At 55.6% G+C, this 18,985-nt stretch carries 21 protein-coding genes; 5 read left to right on the forward strand and 16 right to left on the reverse strand.

The genetic code is table 11. The features are described from left to right. The 10 genes from EKD05_RS11425 to EKD05_RS11470 form a co-directional block, all read right to left on the reverse strand. Window positions 1-846, reverse strand: an 846-nt coding sequence (locus tag EKD05_RS11425) for a 4Fe-4S dicluster domain-containing protein (RefSeq protein ID WP_129672763.1), incomplete at its 3' end; no start/stop codon positions are given. A gap of 37 nt (window positions 847-883) precedes the next feature. Beyond that, the gene (locus EKD05_RS11430; RefSeq protein ID WP_129672765.1) at window positions 884-1,993 is read right to left on the reverse strand and encodes an NADH-quinone oxidoreductase subunit D; all 1,110 of its coding nucleotides are present in this window, start codon (window positions 1,991-1,993) and stop codon (window positions 884-886) included. 45 nt (window positions 1,994-2,038) lie between these two features. Next, window positions 2,039-2,560 carry an NADH-quinone oxidoreductase subunit C gene (locus EKD05_RS11435; RefSeq protein WP_129672767.1) on the reverse strand — a complete coding sequence of 174 codons (522 nt, stop codon included), beginning with the start codon at window positions 2,558-2,560 and terminating at the stop codon, window positions 2,039-2,041. Beyond that, complete coding sequence (locus EKD05_RS11440) at window positions 2,547-3,347, reverse strand: NADH-quinone oxidoreductase subunit B (protein ID WP_129672769.1); 801 nt, start codon at window positions 3,345-3,347, stop codon at window positions 2,547-2,549. Before EKD05_RS11440 ends, EKD05_RS11435 begins: the two co-directional genes overlap by 14 nt. Window positions 3,348-3,404: 57 nt before the next feature. After that, complete coding sequence (locus EKD05_RS11445) at window positions 3,405-3,761, reverse strand: NADH-quinone oxidoreductase subunit A (protein ID WP_129672771.1); 357 nt, start codon at window positions 3,759-3,761, stop codon at window positions 3,405-3,407. Between the two features lie 173 nt (window positions 3,762-3,934). Beyond that, window positions 3,935-4,384 (reverse strand): FHA domain-containing protein, encoded by a 450-nt coding sequence (locus EKD05_RS11450; RefSeq protein WP_129672773.1) that lies wholly within the window; start codon window positions 4,382-4,384, stop codon window positions 3,935-3,937. A gap of 76 nt (window positions 4,385-4,460) precedes the next feature. Next, complete coding sequence (locus EKD05_RS11455; RefSeq protein ID WP_129672775.1) at window positions 4,461-5,174, reverse strand: DUF3662 and FHA domain-containing protein; 714 nt, start codon at window positions 5,172-5,174, stop codon at window positions 4,461-4,463. Between the two features lie 9 nt (window positions 5,175-5,183). Beyond that, window positions 5,184-5,849 (reverse strand): tRNA (adenosine(37)-N6)-threonylcarbamoyltransferase complex dimerization subunit type 1 TsaB, encoded by a 666-nt coding sequence (tsaB, locus tag EKD05_RS11460; protein WP_129672777.1) that lies wholly within the window; start codon window positions 5,847-5,849, stop codon window positions 5,184-5,186. Window positions 5,850-5,893: 44 nt separating this feature from the next. Then, window positions 5,894-6,415 (reverse strand): tRNA (adenosine(37)-N6)-threonylcarbamoyltransferase complex ATPase subunit type 1 TsaE, encoded by a 522-nt coding sequence (tsaE, locus tag EKD05_RS11465; protein ID WP_129672780.1) that lies wholly within the window; start codon window positions 6,413-6,415, stop codon window positions 5,894-5,896. A 209-nt stretch (window positions 6,416-6,624) separates the two neighbouring features. Continuing rightward, window positions 6,625-7,566 carry a glycosyltransferase 87 family protein gene (locus EKD05_RS11470; protein ID WP_129672782.1) on the reverse strand — a complete coding sequence of 314 codons (942 nt, stop codon included), beginning with the start codon at window positions 7,564-7,566 and terminating at the stop codon, window positions 6,625-6,627. Between the two features lie 271 nt (window positions 7,567-7,837). On the opposite strand from EKD05_RS11470, the gene EKD05_RS11475 reads away from it, so the two are divergent. The 4 genes from EKD05_RS11475 (at window position 7,838) to EKD05_RS11490 (ending at window position 13,420) form a co-directional block, all read left to right on the forward strand. Next, complete coding sequence (locus EKD05_RS11475; RefSeq protein ID WP_129672784.1) at window positions 7,838-9,454, forward strand: ATP-binding protein; 1,617 nt, start codon at window positions 7,838-7,840, stop codon at window positions 9,452-9,454. A gap of 430 nt (window positions 9,455-9,884) precedes the next feature. Beyond that, a complete protein-coding gene (locus EKD05_RS11480) occupies window positions 9,885-10,625 on the forward strand; it encodes a succinate dehydrogenase cytochrome b subunit (protein WP_129672786.1) in 741 nt (246 codons plus the stop codon). A 28-nt stretch (window positions 10,626-10,653) separates the two neighbouring features. Continuing rightward, window positions 10,654-12,627 carry a fumarate reductase/succinate dehydrogenase flavoprotein subunit gene (locus EKD05_RS11485; protein ID WP_129672788.1) on the forward strand — a complete coding sequence of 658 codons (1,974 nt, stop codon included), beginning with the start codon at window positions 10,654-10,656 and terminating at the stop codon, window positions 12,625-12,627. Window positions 12,628-12,640: 13 nt separating this feature from the next. Next, window positions 12,641-13,420: a succinate dehydrogenase/fumarate reductase iron-sulfur subunit gene (locus EKD05_RS11490; protein ID WP_129672790.1), complete on the forward strand. Its 780-nt coding sequence runs from the start codon at window positions 12,641-12,643 to the stop codon at window positions 13,418-13,420. Window positions 13,421-13,471: 51 nt separating this feature from the next. On the opposite strand, the gene EKD05_RS11495 is transcribed toward EKD05_RS11490, so the two are convergent. Beyond that, entirely contained in the window at window positions 13,472-14,632 is a 1,161-nt protein-coding gene (locus EKD05_RS11495; protein ID WP_240695745.1) for a glycosyltransferase family 1 protein, read from the reverse strand. 83 nt (window positions 14,633-14,715) lie between these two features. Here EKD05_RS11495 and EKD05_RS11500 point away from each other — a divergent pair, with 83 nt between their 5' ends. Next, window positions 14,716-16,221, forward strand: a complete 1,506-nt coding sequence (locus EKD05_RS11500) for a glycosyltransferase family 39 protein (protein ID WP_129672795.1) — start codon at window positions 14,716-14,718, stop codon at window positions 16,219-16,221. A 52-nt stretch (window positions 16,222-16,273) separates the two neighbouring features. Here EKD05_RS11500 and EKD05_RS11505 read toward each other — a convergent pair whose 3' ends face one another. The 5 genes from EKD05_RS11505 to EKD05_RS11525 form a co-directional block, all read right to left on the reverse strand. Then, window positions 16,274-16,897 carry a response regulator gene (locus EKD05_RS11505; RefSeq protein WP_129672797.1) on the reverse strand — a complete coding sequence of 208 codons (624 nt, stop codon included), beginning with the start codon at window positions 16,895-16,897 and terminating at the stop codon, window positions 16,274-16,276. 103 nt (window positions 16,898-17,000) lie between these two features. Then, window positions 17,001-17,834: a bifunctional DNA-formamidopyrimidine glycosylase/DNA-(apurinic or apyrimidinic site) lyase gene (gene mutM, locus EKD05_RS11510; RefSeq protein WP_129672799.1), complete on the reverse strand. Its 834-nt coding sequence runs from the start codon at window positions 17,832-17,834 to the stop codon at window positions 17,001-17,003. A 13-nt stretch (window positions 17,835-17,847) separates the two neighbouring features. After that, window positions 17,848-18,258 (reverse strand): molybdenum cofactor biosynthesis protein MoaE, encoded by a 411-nt coding sequence (locus tag EKD05_RS11515; protein ID WP_129672801.1) that lies wholly within the window; start codon window positions 18,256-18,258, stop codon window positions 17,848-17,850. After that, window positions 18,233-18,517, reverse strand: coding sequence for a molybdopterin converting factor subunit 1 (gene moaD, locus EKD05_RS11520; RefSeq protein ID WP_129672804.1), 285 nt, complete (start codon window positions 18,515-18,517; stop codon window positions 18,233-18,235). The genes EKD05_RS11515 and moaD overlap by 26 nt, the downstream gene beginning before the upstream one ends. After that, window positions 18,514-18,981, reverse strand: a complete 468-nt coding sequence (locus EKD05_RS11525) for a hypothetical protein (RefSeq protein ID WP_129672806.1) — start codon at window positions 18,979-18,981, stop codon at window positions 18,514-18,516. The genes moaD and EKD05_RS11525 overlap by 4 nt, the downstream gene beginning before the upstream one ends. Window positions 18,982-18,985: the final 4 nt, after the last annotated feature.

Genomic DNA, 18,985 nt, shown 5'->3' on the forward strand with positions numbered 1-18,985 from the left:
GGGGGGGGGGGGGGGGGGGGCAGCGGGAGTTGCGCCTGACAGTTTGGAGGCATTGGCCGCCTTGATCGCTGCGAGCTTGGCCGCCTTCTCTTCAGGGGTCAGCTTACGGGCCTCGGCGGGTGGGGCAGCGGGCGGCGCAGCAGGGGCTGTCGGTGGCGGGGCCGCCGCAGCGGCAGCCGCGAGCTCGGCCCGGCGCGCAGCGATACGGTCAACGAGGTGCGGCGCAATGCCAATGACATCGGGGCGGCGCTTGATATTGCCCTGAAGTTTCTTGTACGCCCCGGCCTTCGCCTCTTCCCACAGCGTTGGCGCAATGCTTTGATAATAACTAACCGGGCGATTAAGCTCCTGCTTATACACCGTCAGACTGGCATGGTCAGCCGTGGACAACTCGAAATGGTGATCCATCTTGATTGCATCAAACGGACAGACTTCGGCGCAGAAGCCGCAACTCATACAGGCATCATACTCGATAATGAACTCGGCGACGGAAGGAACAGCTTTACCGGTCGTCGGATCCTTGGCCTGGGTCATATGAATAACCTGAGGCGGACAGATCCGCTGACACTGGAAACACGACGTACAGAACTCGTGCCCGGTCTCATCATCAAAGAGCAAGATCGGCATATTGCGATACGCCTCGGGCAAATTGGGGCGTTCATCGGGATACTGTTCGGTAAACGTCCCGTGAATATCGCTAAAATCGCGATTCTGGCGAAACGACTCACGCCAGTGTTTCCAGACAACCCCAAGGCTATCGAGCAACCCCATACCGGGCACAGCGCGGCGGCGTTGCGAACCACGCGCAACCTCAACAACCTCGCCACGTTGGATCGTAATGGTCATGAACTATCGCTTTCCAGTGGTCAGGCGCAGCAACACCCTACCGATCGACTTCACCCATCACAATATCAATGCTCCCCAGAATCACCACAACATCGGCGACCTTATAGCCACGACACATATCACCGAGGGGGGTCAGATTGATAAAAGAGGGAGCACGCACCTTATAACGATAGGGTTTGCCACTGCCATCGCTAACCAGATAAAACCCGAGCTCGCCCTTGGGCGACTCGATCCGGGCATAGACATCGCCAACGGGGGGGCGCACATTCTGGCGGGCTTTAGGATTAATATGGCCGCCCTGCGCATCGGGCAATTGTTCGAGCACCTGTTCAAGAATGCGTCGGCTCTGACGCATCTCTTCGATACGAACGAGGAAACGGTCATAGACATCGCCGACGGTGCCGACGGGGACATCAAAATCAAAGCGATCATAGACACTATAGGGTTGGGCCTTGCGCACATCATAGGGAATACCCGAACCACGGAGGACAGGACCCGAGACACTATAGGCAAGCGCAAGGTCACGGGGCAGGATACCGATTCCCTCGGCGCGTTGCATCAGGATCTCATTTTCACGCAAGAGGCGTTCAAGTTCATCAACAAACGCGGGCATCGCCTGCAGCAACTCCTTCAAACGCGGGATAAAATCGGGCGGAAGATCGCGCACGACACCCCCAAAGCGGAAATAGTTGCACATCAAGCGGGCACCCGAGGCTGACTCAAAGAGATCGAGGATCTTCTCGCGTTCACGCATCCCAAAGGCGAGCTGAGTCTGCCACATCCCCATATCATTAATCAGAAAACCGAGCGCACCGGCGTGATTAAGAATACGGGTCAACTCAACCATCATCACCCGCAGATACTCGGCGCGTTCAGGCACCTCAATGCCGACCAGTTGCTCAACCGCCATCGCATACGCCTGATTATTTGCCATTGAATTAAAATAATCAAGGCGATCGGTATAGGGCATATTCTGAAGATAGGTATTTTGCTCAGCAATCTGCTCGTGATTGCGATGCAAATAACCAAATACCGGCTTGAGATCCGTAATCGTCTCACCATCAACGGTAACGATCATACGGAAGACCCCGTGGGTCGAGGGATGTTGCGGCCCAATATTAATCTGGAGTTCTTCGGTCTTGAGCATAGCAGTTCTTTGCTTGGAGATCGGCCATCAGCGCCCAACCAGGGGTTACTCATCGGCACCGATATACTTATCGCCCTGTTTCGGAAAATCCTTCCGCATCGGAAAGCCCTCGAATTCATCCCACATATAGATACGTCGCAAAAAGGGATGGCCGACAAAGACAATGCCGTAGAGATCAAACGCCTCGCGTTCGTGGAAATTCGCCCCGGGCCAAGCGGGGGTCAACGAAGGCACCTCGGGATGATCGCGGGGAATACGCACCTTGAGGGTCAGGCCCTCACCGCCTTCGACATGGTAAAAGCGATAGACGAGTTCAAAGAGATCATCGGCGAGGTAATCAACCACGGCGATATCAGAGAGATAGGCATACCCGAGCAGATCGCGGAGATAACAGGCGGCCTCGACCAAGCGACTGGGCGCAACGAGCGTATCACTAGTCATGAAAGCGCCAGGTTGGGGCCCATGGGGGGGTGCAGCAGCAACCTGCAACGGAACTACTTCGAGCACAGCACCGGGGAGATCGCGGGCCATACGCTCACGCAATTCTGCAGCATCAAGCCTCGGCATTGCCCACCTCACCACGTTTCAGGTCATCGGCGGCGATTTCGGGGGCCATGCCACGCGCCTTGAGCGGATGTTCCAATTCCACCGAGGGATCCATAATCGGAAAATGGCGGACAATCTCGGGATGCTCGAGGCGGCCACTCTTCATTTCACCAAACTCAGGCGCGGTATACGAACTCACCAGGGGCAAGCCACCAACGGGATCAACGAGGTGACCATCGATCTCGAGGCCCTGAGCACCAAAGGTAGGCACAGGAAAATCGGTGGTCTGGGGCTTGGCACCTTGGCCATACCAGCGCACACGCCCGAGTTTTTGGCGATCAATCTGATCCTGCAGGGTGATCAACGCGTGGAGCAGAGCCTCGGGGCGAGGAGGGCACCCAGGTACATAGACATCAACAGGGACGAGCAAGTCAATCCCGCGCAAAACATTATAGCCATCGCGGAACGGCCCACCAGAGGTTGCGCAGGCCCCCATCGAAATCACATAGCGCGGCTCGGCCATCTGGTTATAGAGGCGCACCACCTGCGGAGCCATCTTCTTGGTGACCGTCCCGGCGACAATCATCAAATCGGCCTGGCGAGGCGAAGCGCGAAACAACTCGGCCCCGAAACGGGCGACATCATAGCGACTCAACCCAAAGGCCATCATCTCGATCGCGCAGCAGGCCAACCCAAACGCCATAGGCCAGATCGACGAACGCCGCCCCCAATTATAGAAGCGGTTGACCGTAGACAAAAAGACACCTTGTCGCTCAAGATCGAGTTGCAACTCGTGCTCATTGGTCATAGGGAAAACGATTTCCAGGGGCATCACCCGGCGCGGTGCCGGAGCGCGAACCCAATGTTAGATCCACTCAAGAGCGCCTTTGCGCCACTCATAGACCAGACCAGCAAAGAGCATCAACAAAAAGACGGTTGCCACCAGAAAGCCATAGAGACCCATCTGGTTGAAGGCCACAGCCCAGGGGTAAAGGAAAACAACCTCAATATCGAAGATCACGAAGGCAAGGGCATAGAGATAGTATTGCACCTTGAACTGGACGCGAATATCGCCAATTGCCTCAAGGCCACACTCATAGGTAGCCTGTTTAATCGGGGTTGGACGTTTTGGACGGAGCAAAAATGCGAGCACCAGTGGTGCGAGAGGAAAAGTCACCGCTGCGACAAAAAACAATCCGATGAAGGCATAGTTAGCAAGCACGGTCGCCACCTTCCCTAGTATTGCCCTCTCCGGTGAAAACTAGCGCAAGTATAGCACAGATTGTCATTGGGCCGCAATGGAGGCCTGCAACGATCCATGGCATTAGAATGCCCTAGAGGTACGATAGCCGCTTTTATATTTTTCTGGAATGATATTGATATTTTATTATAGGCTTAAGCGAGCTGTAATTCAATACGGCCAACCCGTACCACATCGCCCGGATGGAGTTCAGTTGCAGCGCGGACTTCGAGGCCATTGAGGAAGGTACCATTGGTACTATTCAGATCCTCAAGCGACCAGACATCACCCTTAAGGATGAGGCGGGCATGCTCACTAGAAAGAAAGGTATCGTTGAGCGAGATATGCGCATCAGTACTACGCCCAATAATGGTCGTCGGGCTCAGGGAAAAGCTCTTGCCAACGGGCACTCCCGGCTGACTCGAACTACTCACCACCAGATAGCCATAGCGTGAGGGGGGCAACGAGCCAACCGACGTACGCACCTGCAAATCGCGCGTGACCACACGGACAACCTGCCACAGAAAAAGATAGAGCAGGAAGACCACGGCAAAGCGTAACAGAAAGATGATCACACTGATTGAGATATTCGCAAAATCAAACATAGCGGGTAGAGAACAACCTCAGATAAGCAATGGCGCACACATTCCGCTTGCAGGCAGCCCTGATGGAACAGCAAACTCAGGCATCACGGAAGGTCAATTCAAGCCCGCCAAGCGAAATGACATCACCATCACGTAGTTCTTTTTCAGCAACGCGTTCGCCATTGACAAAAGTACCATTCGTACTCTCGAGATCAAGAAGCCAGAAACGGCGCTGACGATAGCGCAGTTGCACATGATGGCGTGAGACTCGGGCATCTTCAAGGATAATATCATTATCTAGGCCGCGCCCAAGCGAAACACCGGTACTCTGGATTTCGATTGGTTGAGGGCCATGCGGCGACTGAAGCAAGAGCAACGCGTGAGTACGGCGCTGGCCTGCGGGGCCAACCCCACTGATAATCTGGGTCGTCTCGGCACTTTGACTGGTTGCCATTTCGGCGACCACCTGAATACTGCGGCGGGGGACAGCCTGATCCTCAGCGAGCGACACCCTGGGATGTTCAAGCATCGCAAAATTACGTTCCTGGGCAAGTTCACTCAAATAGCTTGCCATCTCTTGTTCGAGTTGGGCCTGAACGGGTTGAAAAGCGGCAAAATCCTGAGGATTGAGATAGGCTTTATAAAAGCTCGGTACAATCACCCGGCTAACACTGATCGTTTGCTGGCTCTCCATAGCGCGTTCGAGGCGGCGGGCAATCTCCACCGGCTGGACAGCACTCCGAAAGAGGCGCGCCACCGACCCCTCGACCATCTGCTCCATAAACTGTTCAAAGCGACTGAGTGCCGACATCGCATGATCCTAGGCTCTGACAGGTTCACCGAGATAAAAAGGTTCAAGGGTAAGTGGATCGTCATAGGCACCGGCCAGATGGCGTTGCCAGGCAAGCTCGGCGAGATAGCCCGGACGGCGGAGGGCCGCCGCCGGTTCGACGAGCCAGGCATCATCACCAAGGGCCTGGCGAAGAAACGCCACACTCGTAGCATCAAGATCGCCACAGAAGAGAGTCGGGCCTTGAACCTGGGCGCAGAGCTCGGCCAATGAGCGGTTGGTATCGGGTTCCTGGCGCAGAGAACCACTCGCATCAGGCACAAAGCGTGCCGTCGCAAAACGGTCGCGCCCAAGGCGGATCAGAGGGCAGGTTGGCAAGGCAAAATAGGCATACTGATAGGCGAGCAGATCGAGGGTACCGAGCCCGATCAGGGGCAAGGAACGAGCGAGCACAAAGCCTTTCGCGAGGCTCAACCCAACGCGCAGCCCGCTCCAGCTACCGGGGCCAAGGGCAACCGCGATCACCGACAGGGCAGAGGGCAGCATCCCTGCATGGCGGAGGAGCAGATCCAATTGGGGCAACAACTGGGCGGTATGATTGCGTCCCGACTCCCAGACGCACTCGGCACGGAGACCGTGCTCATCATAGAGAGCGAGGCCCGTCAGGGCAGTTGAGGTATCAAGAGCTAAAAGCATAGGTACATCAGCGCGGTGCGGAAGCAGATCCAGCACAGCATGGCCTAACTAAATGTTGTTTCCTTAAAGGCATTCAGCAACTCAACATAGCGTTGACCAAACGGAGCCATCCGAAGCTGGCGTTTTGTCTCACTCAGATGTTGCAAAAAGATCGCCAGGTAGGTCTGGGGGAGCATAGGAGCGGCGGGTTCAGGCCATTCAATCAAGCAGACCCCCTCACCGGACCAGAGTTCATCGAGGCCAAGCGTCGCCAATTCGGCGGTTTCAGCGATCCGATAGAGATCAACGTGATAGATCGGCAGACCGGCAAAGCGCGGACTGGCGCGATACTGATTCACCAGGACAAAACTCGGACTGGTGACCAGATCATCAGAGCCAAGGCCACGGGCAACACCGCGTACCAATTGGGTTTTGCCTACACCAAACGTCCCAAGCAAGAGCAAAAGATCGCCGGGCAGGAGCAATTCACCAAGGCGCAGACCAACACGTTCGGTTTGCGCCGGGCTATGACTAATAAAATCAACCTGATTAGCGGCCTGGATAGCCGAAAGACGATGATCGCTCATTGGCTCTATTGTAGCACGAAAGCGACCTTGATGGCTCACCTGGCGTCTTTAGCAGCAGGGATGCTGCTAAAGACGCCTTCGTCGGTGGGGCGTGGAGCGGCTGCGCCGCTCCACGCGAGTTTTAGGTTCGTTTTGGCGGCGAAGCCGCCAAAACGAACCTAAAACTGGGGTTTACTGCCAGCGCCCTCGCTTTAGCAACCAAGCCAAGCTTACCGAAGCCGCCAGCGCAAAGGAGGCAAAAGCGCGGCCAAGAGAGCGGTCGCGACCACAAGTTGGGTCGTGGCAGCGATCGTCTCTGCGGTACGAGGGAGTTGAAAAAAAAACAGCGGAATAAACCAACTGAGCGCAAGTGGATACCAAGGCGTCTGGGGGCGCCAGCGCATGACGACGGGGGCAACACCAATAGCAATGTAGATCACCGACATTGGATAGATCAGCGTATTGACGAGCAGGGCGAGACCAACCGGGTCGCCACGACCATACCGATACCAGAGGAAGCAGGCCATCCCGCCAAGGAGCCACCCGGCAGGTGGAAAAAGAAGTGGACGATCGGGCAAAGCGGCACGATAGGCAGACAGACCATTGAACCAGGCGCTATAGATCTGCGGCCCAGCGACAAACGCAATGCCGCTCCAGAGTATGATGGTGATGAAGGCAAAGGTGCCAAGCACGTACCAGCGATGATCATAGAGCGCCATAGCCAGCAGGCAGAGAGCAGGCAACACGACAACCTGAGGCTTGAGGATCGCGCAGGCCAGCAAGAGACCGGCAAGGCGATCGCGGCCATGTTGATAGAATGTTGCGCCCCACAAGAGCAGCACCAAAGCCAGGAGCGTCGTCTGACCAATGAGGAGACCCTGGACAAAAGGGAGCCAGAGGACAAACCAGGGCAGGCTCATATGCCCAAGCACATAGCGTGACCAGTATTCAAAGCCAGCCACAGCAAGCAACTGGAGCAGGATACCACTGAGCAAGGAAGGTACGAAGGCGAGAGGCCAGACCAGTAGCAGCACTGGCGGTGGATAGGCAAACCAGCCTGCTTCATAGGCCGAGCCATCAGCCATCACAAAGGCACCATACGGGTCACCACCAGCAAGCCAGTGTTGCACAGCCCCCATCAGTGAATGCCAATCACCCAACAGATTATTCATACTTGCCTTTGCAATGATGTATAGCAACCCTAACGGTCTTGTAAAAGCATTTATGTGCTTACTCGCGGTTACGCCGCGAGTAAGCACATAACACCTTCATATGAGGTCATAGTAGGAGACACCGATAGTCACAGGTTCGCGTAGGACTAGCGCACTATAGGCTAGATCTTGCGAGTGCGAGTATACTAAGAGATGATGCTTGTTTGCTCGGAGCAACTCCGTCGCGGCAACTCTGAGTCTGGCCCGCGGATCGGTAGAGAAGGCTCACGTTATGCGATTTTTACTTGACCAGCGATCATACGAAGAGATGCAGGCACGGCGCTATCACTCGCGAGATTGTTATGTGCGCGGGCAGGAATACTTGCACCATCTTTATATTGACGGTGTCAAGTATACCATTGCCCGAGCTGTCTATGCCTGTTACACCGAAGCACAGAATCGCCAGGATCAGGATGCGATCCTGCATCTAGCGATGCACATCAGTGAACTTGAGCAACTGATCAACGAAATCCGAACGCGTGGCGACACCGTAACCTCACTACGCTCGATTGGTGACTCTCCGCCAACTGAGGATGAGGCTCGTCCACAACTAAACAACTCCTTCTTGCCTCCCGAGCCACAGAATCTTGAAGAGACCGGCCTCAACCGCACATTTCTGACCGAGCACTTTTTGCGCATTCTCTACAACAAAGGCCGGATCACCGGGCGGGATCTTGCTGACAGCATGTGTTTGACCTATCACATTGTGGAAGAGATCATTCTCGATCTGCGCAAAGTAGAACACATTGACATTATCGGGCAACGAGGTTTTGGCGACATCAACTACGAATACATTTTGACCCCACGCGGTCAAGAGGCCGCGATGTCGGCGATGGCCAAGGTGCAGTATGTTGGGCCAGCGCCGGTAGTGCTCGCAGACTGGGTTGCCTCGGTGAAAGCCCAGACGGTGCAGAACGTCAAAGTGACCCGCAAAAACATCCGCGATGCTTTTCAAGGGCTCGTCATTGATGAATCGATCCTCAACTCGGTCGGGCCAGCCGTCAATTCAGGCACCTCGGTCATGCTCTTTGGGTATCCAGGGAATGGCAAGACCACCATTGCCGAGCGCATCACCAAATTAATGGGTGACGACATCTTTATCCCACAAACAATCTATTCCGATGGGGCCGTGATCAAGATGTACGATGCCATTGTGCATGAGCCGCCAAAGCATCCTTGGGATGACACCACAGAATATGATCGACGCTGGGTACGCATCAGCCGTCCGGTCGTCATTGTTGGTGGCGAATTAACGCTTGACCAATTGAATCTGATCTACAACGAGACCTCAAAGCTCTACGAAGCACCGTTTCAGATGAAAGCGAATTGTGGCATCTTTTTGATTGACGACTTTGGACGGCAGCAAGTGCGCGTTTTTGACCTGCTCAACCGGTGGATCGTACCCTTGGAAAAACGCTACGACTTTCTCAACACCGTCACCGGGCAGAAGATTCAGATCCCCTTTGACCAGTTGATCATGTTCTCGACCAATCTCGACCCCAAAGATCTTGGGGATGAGGCACTCTTACGGCGCATCAAATACAAATTCGAGATCATTGACCCAACGGAAGATCAATTTCGTGAAATCTGGAAGATCATGTGCAAGGTACGCAAGGTGCCATATGATGATCGGAGTATTGACTATCTGATTGCGAAATGGTACAAACCTGATGAGCGGCCATTTCGGATGTGTCAACCACGTGACATTCTTGATCAGATCGTCTCGATTGCGCGCTACAATATGGAAACGCCAACCTTGAGCGCGGATCTGCTAGATGCAGCGTGTCTGACCTACTTCCCCAGCAAAGAGAAGAAGAGCTTTGGGGCGAAAATTCGGCTGGATCTGTAAGTTAGGCGTCAAGATACCGTTTCATTGTCATGCTAAGCCCCTACCCGAGTTCTTTGTGCCAGAAGATACAAATTTCATATAGCTTCAAGATCCTGACGTTCTAGAAGGTTTTTCGGGCTATCTAATGCCGTGTGATGGCTTTCACAAGCCAAATCTAACTGATCACAAGGTTCGACAAGTGCCGATCTTTCAGTTATAATTCCCTCACAGAAGCGTGTTTGATACGTACGTCCCCACTCCAATGCTAACAAAATAGCCCAGACGTGGCTGTTATGCAACCAGAAGAACCTGGTTGTGCCGTAGCAGCATCGTCGCTTCAACACCTGTGCAACAGGCTAGAAAGCAATATAGCCTCCGGTGTACTCCGAAATAGGGAGATGATAGTGTGTCTGCCGTGTTTGAGTGTGCATTATAACGGAAGGACGGGACGATGACAGGGGTTCTCACGCTCTATCGGACGTCGGTTGGAAAAAAGGTAATCATGGCCCTGACGGGGTTCATTCTGGTTGGCTTTGTGGTTTTCCACATGTATGGCAATACCAAGATGTACCAGGGGCCCGAAGCATTTAATGCCTACGCTGTCGGGTTGCGTGAACTGGCCTATCCGGTGTTTGGCTATGAGCATCTCTTGTGGATTGCCCGTCTGGTGCTGATTGGGGCCGTGATTCTCCACATCTGGTCGGCAACAGCATTGACGATGCAGAGCCAGAAGAGCACGAGTGCAAACGCGGTCAGCGGGACACGGCGGTACGGTGAGCAGAAGCGCCAGACAAGCTATGCGGCCTATACAATGCGCTTTGGTGGCATTGTGTTGCTGCTCTTTATCATCTATCACATTTTGCACCTGACCTTCGGGATGGTTGGCTACGGACCGGGTGAGTTTCAGCATCCCAATTATCTGGGTGCCCATCCTGAGTACTTTGTCTACAACAACGTTGTCGTGGGCTTCCAGAATCCCCTCATCTCGGGCTTTTATATGCTCGCAATGGTGTTTCTGGGGATGCACCTCTATCATGGGGTATGGAGCATGTTCCAGACCTTGGGGCTGAATAGCGTGAAGTATACAGGCGTACTACGTGGGCTGGCGGTCCTGGTTGCGGTGGCTGTCGTCATTGGCAATCTCTCATTTCCGATTGCCGTAATGGCAGGCATTGTCGGGCCGGCAGTCTAAACCTATATACGGTGAGGAGTTTCTTTCGATGAGCGATACGAAAAACGAGACGACGACGCGTACAGGGGTACGTCAGATCGAGTTTGTGAAGGGTCTCGAGTCTGGTGCGCCCGGTGGGCCGATTGAGCAGCGTTGGGATACGCATCGGTTCCAGATGAAACTGGTCAATCCGGCGAATCGCCGTCGTTATAGTGTGATTGTTGTTGGTTCAGGTCTCGCGGGTGGTGCCGCCGCTGCGACGCTTGGTGAGCAGGGCTATAATGTCAAGTGCTTCTGCTATCAGGATAGCCCGCGGCGTGCCCATAGCATCGCTGCGCAGGGCGGGATCAATGCGGCCAAGAACTACCGCAACGATGGTGATAGCATTCATCGGCTCTTTTATGATACCGTCAAGGGCGGTGACTTTCGTGCCCGTGAGTCGAATGTTTATCGACTGGCCCAGGTGTCGGTAAATATTATTGACCAGTGTGTGGCCCAGGGTGTGCCTTTTGCCCGTGAGTACGGTGGCTACCTCGACAACCGTTCATTCGGTGGGGCGCAGGTATCGCGCACGTTCTATGCACGAGGGCAGACGGGGCAACAGTTGTTGCTTGGGGCGTATCAAGCGCTTGAGCGCCAGATTGCGGCTGGCGCGGTCAAGATGTTCCCCCGCAACGAGATGCTTGATGTTGTGGTAATTGATGGCTATGCCCGCGGCATCATTACCCGTGATATGGTCACCGGCAAGATCGAGCGCCATGTGGCCGATGCGGTGGTGCTCGCAACTGGTGGCTATGGCAATGTCTTTTACCTCAGCACCAATGCCAAGGGCTGCAATACGACGGCGATCTGGCGCGCCCATCGCCGGGGGGCCTTTTTTGGCAATCCGTGTTTTACGCAGATCCACCCGACGTGTATCCCGGTGACGGGCGATCATCAGAGCAAGTTGACCCTGATGAGCGAGTCGCTGCGCAATGACGGGCGGATCTGGGTGCCCAAGAAGGTCGGTGAGACCCGCGATCCGCGTCAGATCCCCGAGAATGAGCGCTACTACTACCTCGAAGAGCGCTACCCAAGCTTTGGGAACCTGGTACCGCGTGACGTAGCTTCGCGCAATGCCAAGCAGGTCTGTGATGAAGGGCGCGGCGTTGGCCCTGGTGGGCTCGGCGTCTACCTCGACTTCTCGGATAGCATCAAGCGTCTTGGCAAAGCAAAGATTGTTGAGCGCTATGGCAACCTGTTTGATATGTATGCGCAGATTACCGGTGAAAACCCCTACGAGACGCCGATGCGCATCTATCCGGCGATCCACTATACGATGGGTGGCCTCTGGGTTGACTACAATCTGATGAGCACCATCCCCGGTCTCTTTGTGGCTGGCGAAGCAAACTTCTCGGATCACGGGGCCAACCGCCTTGGCGCGTCGGCACTGATGCAGGGTCTCGCGGATGGCTACTTTGTGTTGCCCTACACGATTGCCAACTTCCTGGCCGGCATTAAGCCAGGTGGCATCGATACCAATCACGCCGCTTTTGCCAAGGCCGAGGCCGAGGTGAATGACCGCGTCAAGAAGTTCCTGTCAATCAATGGCAAGCGTACGGTCGACGACTTCCACCGTGAGCTTGGCAAGATGATGTGGGACGAGTGCGGTATGGCGCGCAACGAAACTGGCCTCAAGAAGGCCCTTCAGCGTATTCCCGAGATTCGCGAGGAGTTCTGGCAAAACGTGCGGGTGCCAGGGGAAAGCAACGACCTCAACCAGGAACTGGAGAAGGCCGGTCGTGTGGCCGACTTCCTTGAACTGGGCGAATTGATGTGCATTGACGCCTTGCAGCGCAGCGAGTCGTGCGGTGGTCACTTCCGCGAAGAGAGCCAGACGCCTGATGGTGAAGCGTTGCGCGACGACGAAAACTTCAGCTATGTCTCGGCCTGGGAATACACGGGGACCCTGTCGAAGCCCGAATTGCATAAAGAACCGCTGGCGTTCGAGTATGTGAAGCCGTCCCAGCGCAGCTATAAGTAAGAGGGGATTTCTGATGAAGGTTACGCTCAAGGTCTGGCGTCAGAAGAATGCCAAGACGCCAGGCGAGTTCAAGACATACCCCGCCAACCATGTGAGTCCAGACATGTCGTTTCTTGAGATGCTGGACGTGGTGAATCAGGAGTTAATCCTAAAGGGCGAGGAGCCAATTGCCTTTGATCATGACTGCCGTGAGGGTATCTGCGGTATGTGTTCCTTGATGATCAACGGTATTGCCCATGGCAAAAAAGCCGTGACGACATGCCAGTTGCACATGCGCAGCTTTAACGATGGGGATACGATCACGATCGAGCCATGGCGAGCCATGCCGTTCCCGATCCTCAAGGATCTCGTGGTTGACCGGGGCAGCTTTGATCGCATCATCCAGGCAGGGGGCTTTATCAGCGCCTCGACCGGCTCGGCACCTGATGGCAATAGCATTCCCGTTGCCAAACCAGACGCCGACAAAGCTATGGATGCAGCGGCGTGCATTGGTTGTGGTGCGTGTGTCGCCGCTTGCCCGAACGGCTCGGCCATGCTCTTTACTGCCGCAAAGGTGACGCACCTGGGCTTTTTGCCCCAGGGCCAGACCGAGCGCCACCAACGCGCCGTGAACATGATCGCGGTGCATGATGCCGAGGGCTTTGGCAACTGTACGAACATTGGCGAGTGTTCGGCAGTCTGTCCCAAAGAGATCAGCCTCGATACGATCTCGCGGCTGAACCGTGATATTGTGGTCGCAGCCCTGAAGGGCATTGAACCAACCGTGGAGACTGCGGCCGCAAAAGCAAGTTAGCTGAACAGTGCATAAAACAGCGACGGCGGGGTGTTCCCCGCCGTCGCTGTTTTATGTGCTTGCGACTGCTTCCAGGATCGCAATGGTTTCACGGGCGACCTGACGATACGAAAACCGTGCGGCCTGGGCCAGGCCTTGCGCCGACAGTTCGGTACGCAAACGGTCATCACCAAGCACACGGGCAAGGGCAGCAACCCAGCCAATCACATCATCGGGGGGCACCCGAATGGCCGCCGGGCCAACAACCTCGGGCAGGCTACTGGCATTGCTGACCACCACAGGGGCACCGCAGGCCATCGCTTCAAGCGGCGGGAGACCAAACCCTTCGTAGCGCGAGGGAAACGCAAAGACCGTACAAGCCTGATAGAGCAACGGGCCATCTTCCGTTGGCACATCAATCCGGCGTACGGACGTTGTCAGTTCGAGTTCGGCGATCAGGCCATCTAGATCAGGAAAGAGGCGGCGATCGTGGCCGAGCAGACGCCCGGCAATCGCCAGAGTGGCGCGCACACCGCGTGCGCGGAGCAACGCAAAAGCTTGCAACAGCACGGTCAGATTTTTGCGGGCATCCAGCCCCCCCACATAATAGATGAATGGTTCGGTCAACCCATAGCGTCGGGCAACCTCTGTTCGGGCCGTTTCTTTATCCCCAGGTTGATACTGATCGCCTGCCGCCAGCAAGACCGGTGTTACCCGTGCAGAGGGCATGCGCAAGTGCGTTACAATATCATCGCGGCTGCGCATGGAAAAGGTGAGGACATGCTTGCTCTGGCGCACGGTGCGTTTCACCAGTGACATATAGGCACGCACATGCAACCCGCCGCGATACTCGGGCAAGATCAGCGGAATGATATCACCTACCGTTGTCACAACTGGCACCGAAGCATAGAATGGTGGCGCAAAATAGGGCACAAAGAGCACAGCAGGTTCACGGCGATCGGCCAGGCGCTGAACCGCCCAGGGAAGAGTCAGTTGCTCAAAGGCAAGTTTCGCAAGATTAGCTCCCAGACGCGTGGAGGGCGGACGGACACGCAACAGCTTTACACCATGTGGGGGCAAAGGCACAGCGGAAGCAGGCGAAGGGGTGAGCAGGATATAACGATGCTGCGGGGCGACCTGGGGTAGCCAGCGCACCAACCCGTGCAGGTACTGACCACTCCCCACATTTGGTTCGGCCCAGAAGCTCCCGTTAATCAACACCTGCACAGACATTGCTCCTGGGGAAACGGGCAAGCCCGTGCCTCAATAAGCCTGAACATCTCATCACATCTCATCTGGCACAAGGATACCATACTATGCAACAGATGCCCTCATACCAGGCACTGCTCAACCGCATTGATCTCCCCCGTCTCATCACATGGGCATTGCCCCTCTGGGGGTTGGTCGTGATGCTAGCTCTGGTTGATTACCCAGCGATGCATCGTGATCTCTGGGCTGACGAAGCATTTTCAGCGAGTTACACGTTTCATACAACGATTCGGGAGGTGTTGGATGACGTGCGCAAGAATGAAGCAACCCCGCCGCTCTATTTTCTGCTGCTCTGGGGATGGGCTCAGATAGTTGGGCATGACGAGGCGAGTCTCAGGGCTTTTTCACTGGCGGCCGCAGCGATCGCAACGATGCTCTTTGCTTTGCTCGCACGGCGACACCTCGCCTTGCCGGCCAGTTTTTTGAGCGTGACCGCGTTTGCGCTCGCCCCGATCTTACAGAACTACGCCCTTGAAGTCCGTGGCTACACGCTGACGATTCTACTCGGTGTGGTCAGCCTCATCACCTTCGAAAACCTCTGGCGGCATCCCGAGAGTAGTCGTGCGCAGGCAAACTATCTGGCCAGTGCCCTGGCCCTTTTTTTTACCTCTTACTTTAGCCTTGCACTCTTAGCTGCACAATGGCTCTGCTGGTTCTGGCAATTGCGTCCACCTGCCACGCTGAAACGTCGGCTCACCGACTGGGCTGTCTTGCATCTCGTCATGGCGTTGGGCATTGCCTGGTGGTTGCCGAGTCTGGCGTACCAACTTGCGGTAGCCCCTGATGTAACTGCCGACTGGAGTAGGGGGCCAGGCGATTATTATATGCTGCTGCTCAGTCTTGTTGTGGGCAGTCCTCAAGCAGGGAACTGGTTCATCTTGTGGCTGCTCGGTGCAGCTGCCAGCATCGTACTTATCCTGGCCGGCGCTTCGCATCATGATCAAGCCATCAGAGGAGTGGTCTTTCGGGCAACAGTGCTGCCGACTCTTCTGCTCTTCGGCTTATGTGTCACCCTTGAAGTAACAGCCTACCGCTATCTAAGCCTTCTCTTGCCTGGGGCGATGCTCGCGGTTGGGGCGGGTTTCAGTGCCTTGCGCACCCGTCGCGCCCTGCTGGCCTGGAGCCTTCTGAGTCTTGTTGCGATCGCGCTGCTTTTGCCACAATTCATCCCAACGACACAGGCAAGCCAACCACTAAAGCCCTGGCAAAAACTGAGCAGCATTGTTGAACAGAATCTTGCGCCAACAGGTGATGTCGTCATCTTTCATCCGCCGTGGGATCAGCGCATTTTCACCTACTACGCCGGTGACGTGGAGGCACCCTTGCTTGGCGCATATCACTACGATGAGTTCTATCACATCCAGGGTTACACACTGCGCCAGACCTGGCGAACCGAGCAAGCAGTGCCACTGATCGCGTCACACCGGCGGGTATGGGTTTTTTACAACCAGATGTTTCACACCATACCGCCGCTCGATCTACCCTATCGTGAGGCAAGAAGATGGCGTGAAGGCAAGTTGGAACTCATCCTCTACGTTGTTGATGAACCTTAGCTTGGATTTTAGATCGATCACCGCAAACGGTCAAGCTCCTTTGAAACAGGTCTTACGCACGAGAAAGGTCTGTTTGCCTGATCCGGTGCTGGCTCGCACGCAGGGTGCCAAGTTCATGGGCGGCATACTCCGTGGCACGGAGGATGCGATCAAGCCCGGCCCGCACTTCGAGGTCAAGATTTTCTTCTTGCAAGAGCTGCGTTTCACCCATAATAACGGTGAGATGCTGGCTGATATGATGTGCCGACGCACGCATCGCCTCTTGCTGCAGGCGGAGACGCTCACGTTCGCGTTCGGCTTGCAAGAGACAGGCGTAGTCATTGGCGCGAACAAGCATCAGGTGTAACAAGTCTGCGTTGATGGGCCTGGAGAGATAGGCGAAGGCACCTGTGCGCAATGCTTCGAGGCCGAAAGCATCCCTTTCAGGGGCATCAAGAACCAGCAGAGGCACGGCGGGAGAGCGTTCCTGTTGCAGGGTGCGCAAAAACGCCAAGCCACTCCCATCAGGAAGCATCTGGGCAATGAGGATAACGGCGGGATGCTGCTGTCCCAACTGTTCACGGGCGTCAGCCTGGCTATGAGCAACGAGAAGAGCAAAACCTTCTTCATCTGCGACCGTGCTTCGTGATAGCTCGATAAGGGAATCGTCTCCGACCACGAGCAGTTGTGCCTGCATGATGCTTCCTTTCGCCGTAGGACGTGATGAGGGGCTAGGATGGCGAGATTGCTTGAGCGTACCACGCTTATATTACCAGAAAAAGACGAGGGTTAAGAAGTTTTTACAATTCAGGCAGTAACTGACATACCGGGCAAAAGAAGGTACTGCGCTGGGCAATGACCACGCGTTCGATGGTGGTTCCGCAGCGCTGGCAGGGTTGTCCAGCGCGATCATAGACAAGAAAATAGTCCTGTTGCTGTCCACGACGGCCATAGCCATTGCGGTAATTGCGCAACGAACTGCCCTCGTGTTGAATAGCCTGGGTAAGGATGTCACGGATCGCCTGATGCAAGGCTGCAACGCCATTGGCATCAATCGCAACAGCAGGCATCAAGGGGTGCAGGCGGGCAAGCCAGAGGGCTTCGCTGGCATAGATATTGCCCATGCCAGCAATGAGGCGCTGGTCAAGCAGCAAGGGCTTGATTTTGGTGCGGCGTCCGGCCAAGATATGGGCAAGCGTTGCCGCCGTAAAGGTCTCTTCGAGTGGCTCGGGGCCATGAGCCGCATCGAGTGCGCCCAAGCCAGCAGGATCAAGCAGGCGCACCCGACCAAATTTGCGCTCGTCATCAAAAAAGATCCGCCGCCCATCATCAAGGCAGATGATCAAATGCACATGCGTACGCGCCGGTTCTGCGGGATCATGGACCGTCAGGTTGCCCGACATACGCAGGTGGATCGCCATTGTCAGATCGTTCGCGAGGTGCAGCAAGACCCATTTGGCACGTCGAGCGACCTGCATAATGCATTGCCCGCTGATCATCGCAGCAAAAGCTTCAGCAGACAACGGCTCAAGCATGCGCTCCCAATCGAGGCGTTCAAGGCCAACGATGGTACGTCCTGTGACCTGTGAGGCGAGGGAGCGGGCGGCAATTTCTACTTCGGGTAATTCTGGCATAACCTTCCTCTCACTACTCACGCCACTCGACGTCACCGTCGGCCCAGTGTTCTTGTTTCCAGATCGGTGCAATCGCCTTGATCCGATCCATGATATACTCGGCGGCCTCGAACGCTTCGTGGCGATGCGGTGCGGCGACAACCACGAGCACCGCAGTCTCACCAATGGTGAGTTTGCCTACCCGGTGATGCACGGCAATGTGACCGACCTTCCAGCGGCTTTTTGCCTCATCAGCAAGCTGGGCCAGCACCGGCACAGCCATTTCGGCATACGCTTCGTAATAGAGCCAGGCCGTGGGCCGACCGCCAAAATGATTGCGCGCCACACCAGCAAACGTGACGACGGCACCATCTTCGGGTGTCGTCACATACGCCACCAGTGGGGCAGGCTCAAGTGGTTCAGCAGTAATAAGGAACGGCTGCATTGGCATCCTCTGTGCCACCACTGACGGGTGGAATAAAGGCAACTTCATCATCCTGATGGAGTTGCGCAGACGGCTCGACGAAGGTCTGATTCACCGCAAAGAGCAGGCGACCGGTATAGCCAACCAGGCGGGGATAGGTCGTGACCAGGGTTTGCCAGAGCTCGGCGACCGTGGCGTGATCAGCGACCTCGTAGGTTTGTTCAGCCTGGCCCACAATATCGCGGTGACCGGCGAAAAAGCGTACACGCACCGTGATCATGGCGATTGCTCCGCATATGCTTGGGGGCCAGAACCTGTTGGGCGCAGCGCCTCGGTCTCGACCCGACGCCAGAAGGCGCTGAAACGTCGCGGGGCTGCACCACGCCAGGGTACCAGAGGCTGAGGTTGATAGACAACAACCTTGAACTGACTGCGCAACTGCTGGACATACTGCTTAAAACGAGGGGCAACGCTCGTGGTCACGTGGATCTCATCGGCGGCGTGGGTCACACAAAACGTACGGATCGTCGCAACGACCTCACCCCGATAGATAAACCCATTCCGGCCTTCAAGCGCCTCAAGCGCCGACTCGTAGAGAAAAAAGAGCCGCTTGAAACTGAGGCGGGCCTCACGCAGGAAGGGTTCATCAAAGACAAAGATCGCCGGTGCCTCGGGACGGGCCACAAGCGCCGGATCAACCGAACTGAGGCTATCACCATGCAACCAGACAATGGCATTCGTCATAGAC

Origin of the sequence: Candidatus Chloroploca sp. Khr17, from assembly GCF_004138165.1 — a bacterium.
Classification (GTDB): domain Bacteria; phylum Chloroflexota; class Chloroflexia; order Chloroflexales; family Chloroflexaceae; genus Chloroploca.

Coding starts and splice junctions, on each gene's coding strand:
- EKD05_RS11430 (WP_129672765.1), bottom strand. CDS start 1,993: ATGCTCAAGACCGAAGAACTCCAGATTAATATTGGGCCGCAACATCCC.
- EKD05_RS11435 (WP_129672767.1), bottom strand. CDS start 2,560: ATGCCGAGGCTTGATGCTGCAGAATTGCGTGAGCGTATGGCCCGCGAT.
- EKD05_RS11440 (WP_129672769.1), bottom strand. CDS start 3,347: ATGACCAATGAGCACGAGTTGCAACTCGATCTTGAGCGACAAGGTGTC.
- EKD05_RS11450 (WP_129672773.1), bottom strand. CDS start 4,384: ATGTTTGATTTTGCGAATATCTCAATCAGTGTGATCATCTTTCTGTTA.
- EKD05_RS11455 (WP_129672775.1), bottom strand. CDS start 5,174: ATGTCGGCACTCAGTCGCTTTGAACAGTTTATGGAGCAGATGGTCGAG.
- tsaB (WP_129672777.1), bottom strand. CDS start 5,849: ATGCTTTTAGCTCTTGATACCTCAACTGCCCTGACGGGCCTCGCTCTC.
- tsaE (WP_129672780.1), bottom strand. CDS start 6,415: ATGAGCGATCATCGTCTTTCGGCTATCCAGGCCGCTAATCAGGTTGAT.
- EKD05_RS11470 (WP_129672782.1), bottom strand. CDS start 7,566: ATGAATAATCTGTTGGGTGATTGGCATTCACTGATGGGGGCTGTGCAA.
- EKD05_RS11475 (WP_129672784.1), top strand. CDS start 7,838: ATGCGATTTTTACTTGACCAGCGATCATACGAAGAGATGCAGGCACGG.
- EKD05_RS11480 (WP_129672786.1), top strand. CDS start 9,885: ATGACAGGGGTTCTCACGCTCTATCGGACGTCGGTTGGAAAAAAGGTA.
- EKD05_RS11485 (WP_129672788.1), top strand. CDS start 10,654: ATGAGCGATACGAAAAACGAGACGACGACGCGTACAGGGGTACGTCAG.
- EKD05_RS11490 (WP_129672790.1), top strand. CDS start 12,641: ATGAAGGTTACGCTCAAGGTCTGGCGTCAGAAGAATGCCAAGACGCCA.
- EKD05_RS11495 (WP_240695745.1), bottom strand. CDS start 14,632: ATGTCTGTGCAGGTGTTGATTAACGGGAGCTTCTGGGCCGAACCAAAT.
- EKD05_RS11500 (WP_129672795.1), top strand. CDS start 14,716: ATGCAACAGATGCCCTCATACCAGGCACTGCTCAACCGCATTGATCTC.
- EKD05_RS11505 (WP_129672797.1), bottom strand. CDS start 16,897: ATGCAGGCACAACTGCTCGTGGTCGGAGACGATTCCCTTATCGAGCTA.
- mutM (WP_129672799.1), bottom strand. CDS start 17,834: ATGCCAGAATTACCCGAAGTAGAAATTGCCGCCCGCTCCCTCGCCTCA.
- EKD05_RS11515 (WP_129672801.1), bottom strand. CDS start 18,258: ATGCAGCCGTTCCTTATTACTGCTGAACCACTTGAGCCTGCCCCACTG.
- moaD (WP_129672804.1), bottom strand. CDS start 18,517: ATGATCACGGTGCGTGTACGCTTTTTCGCCGGTCACCGCGATATTGTG.
- EKD05_RS11525 (WP_129672806.1), bottom strand. CDS start 18,981: ATGACGAATGCCATTGTCTGGTTGCATGGTGATAGCCTCAGTTCGGTT.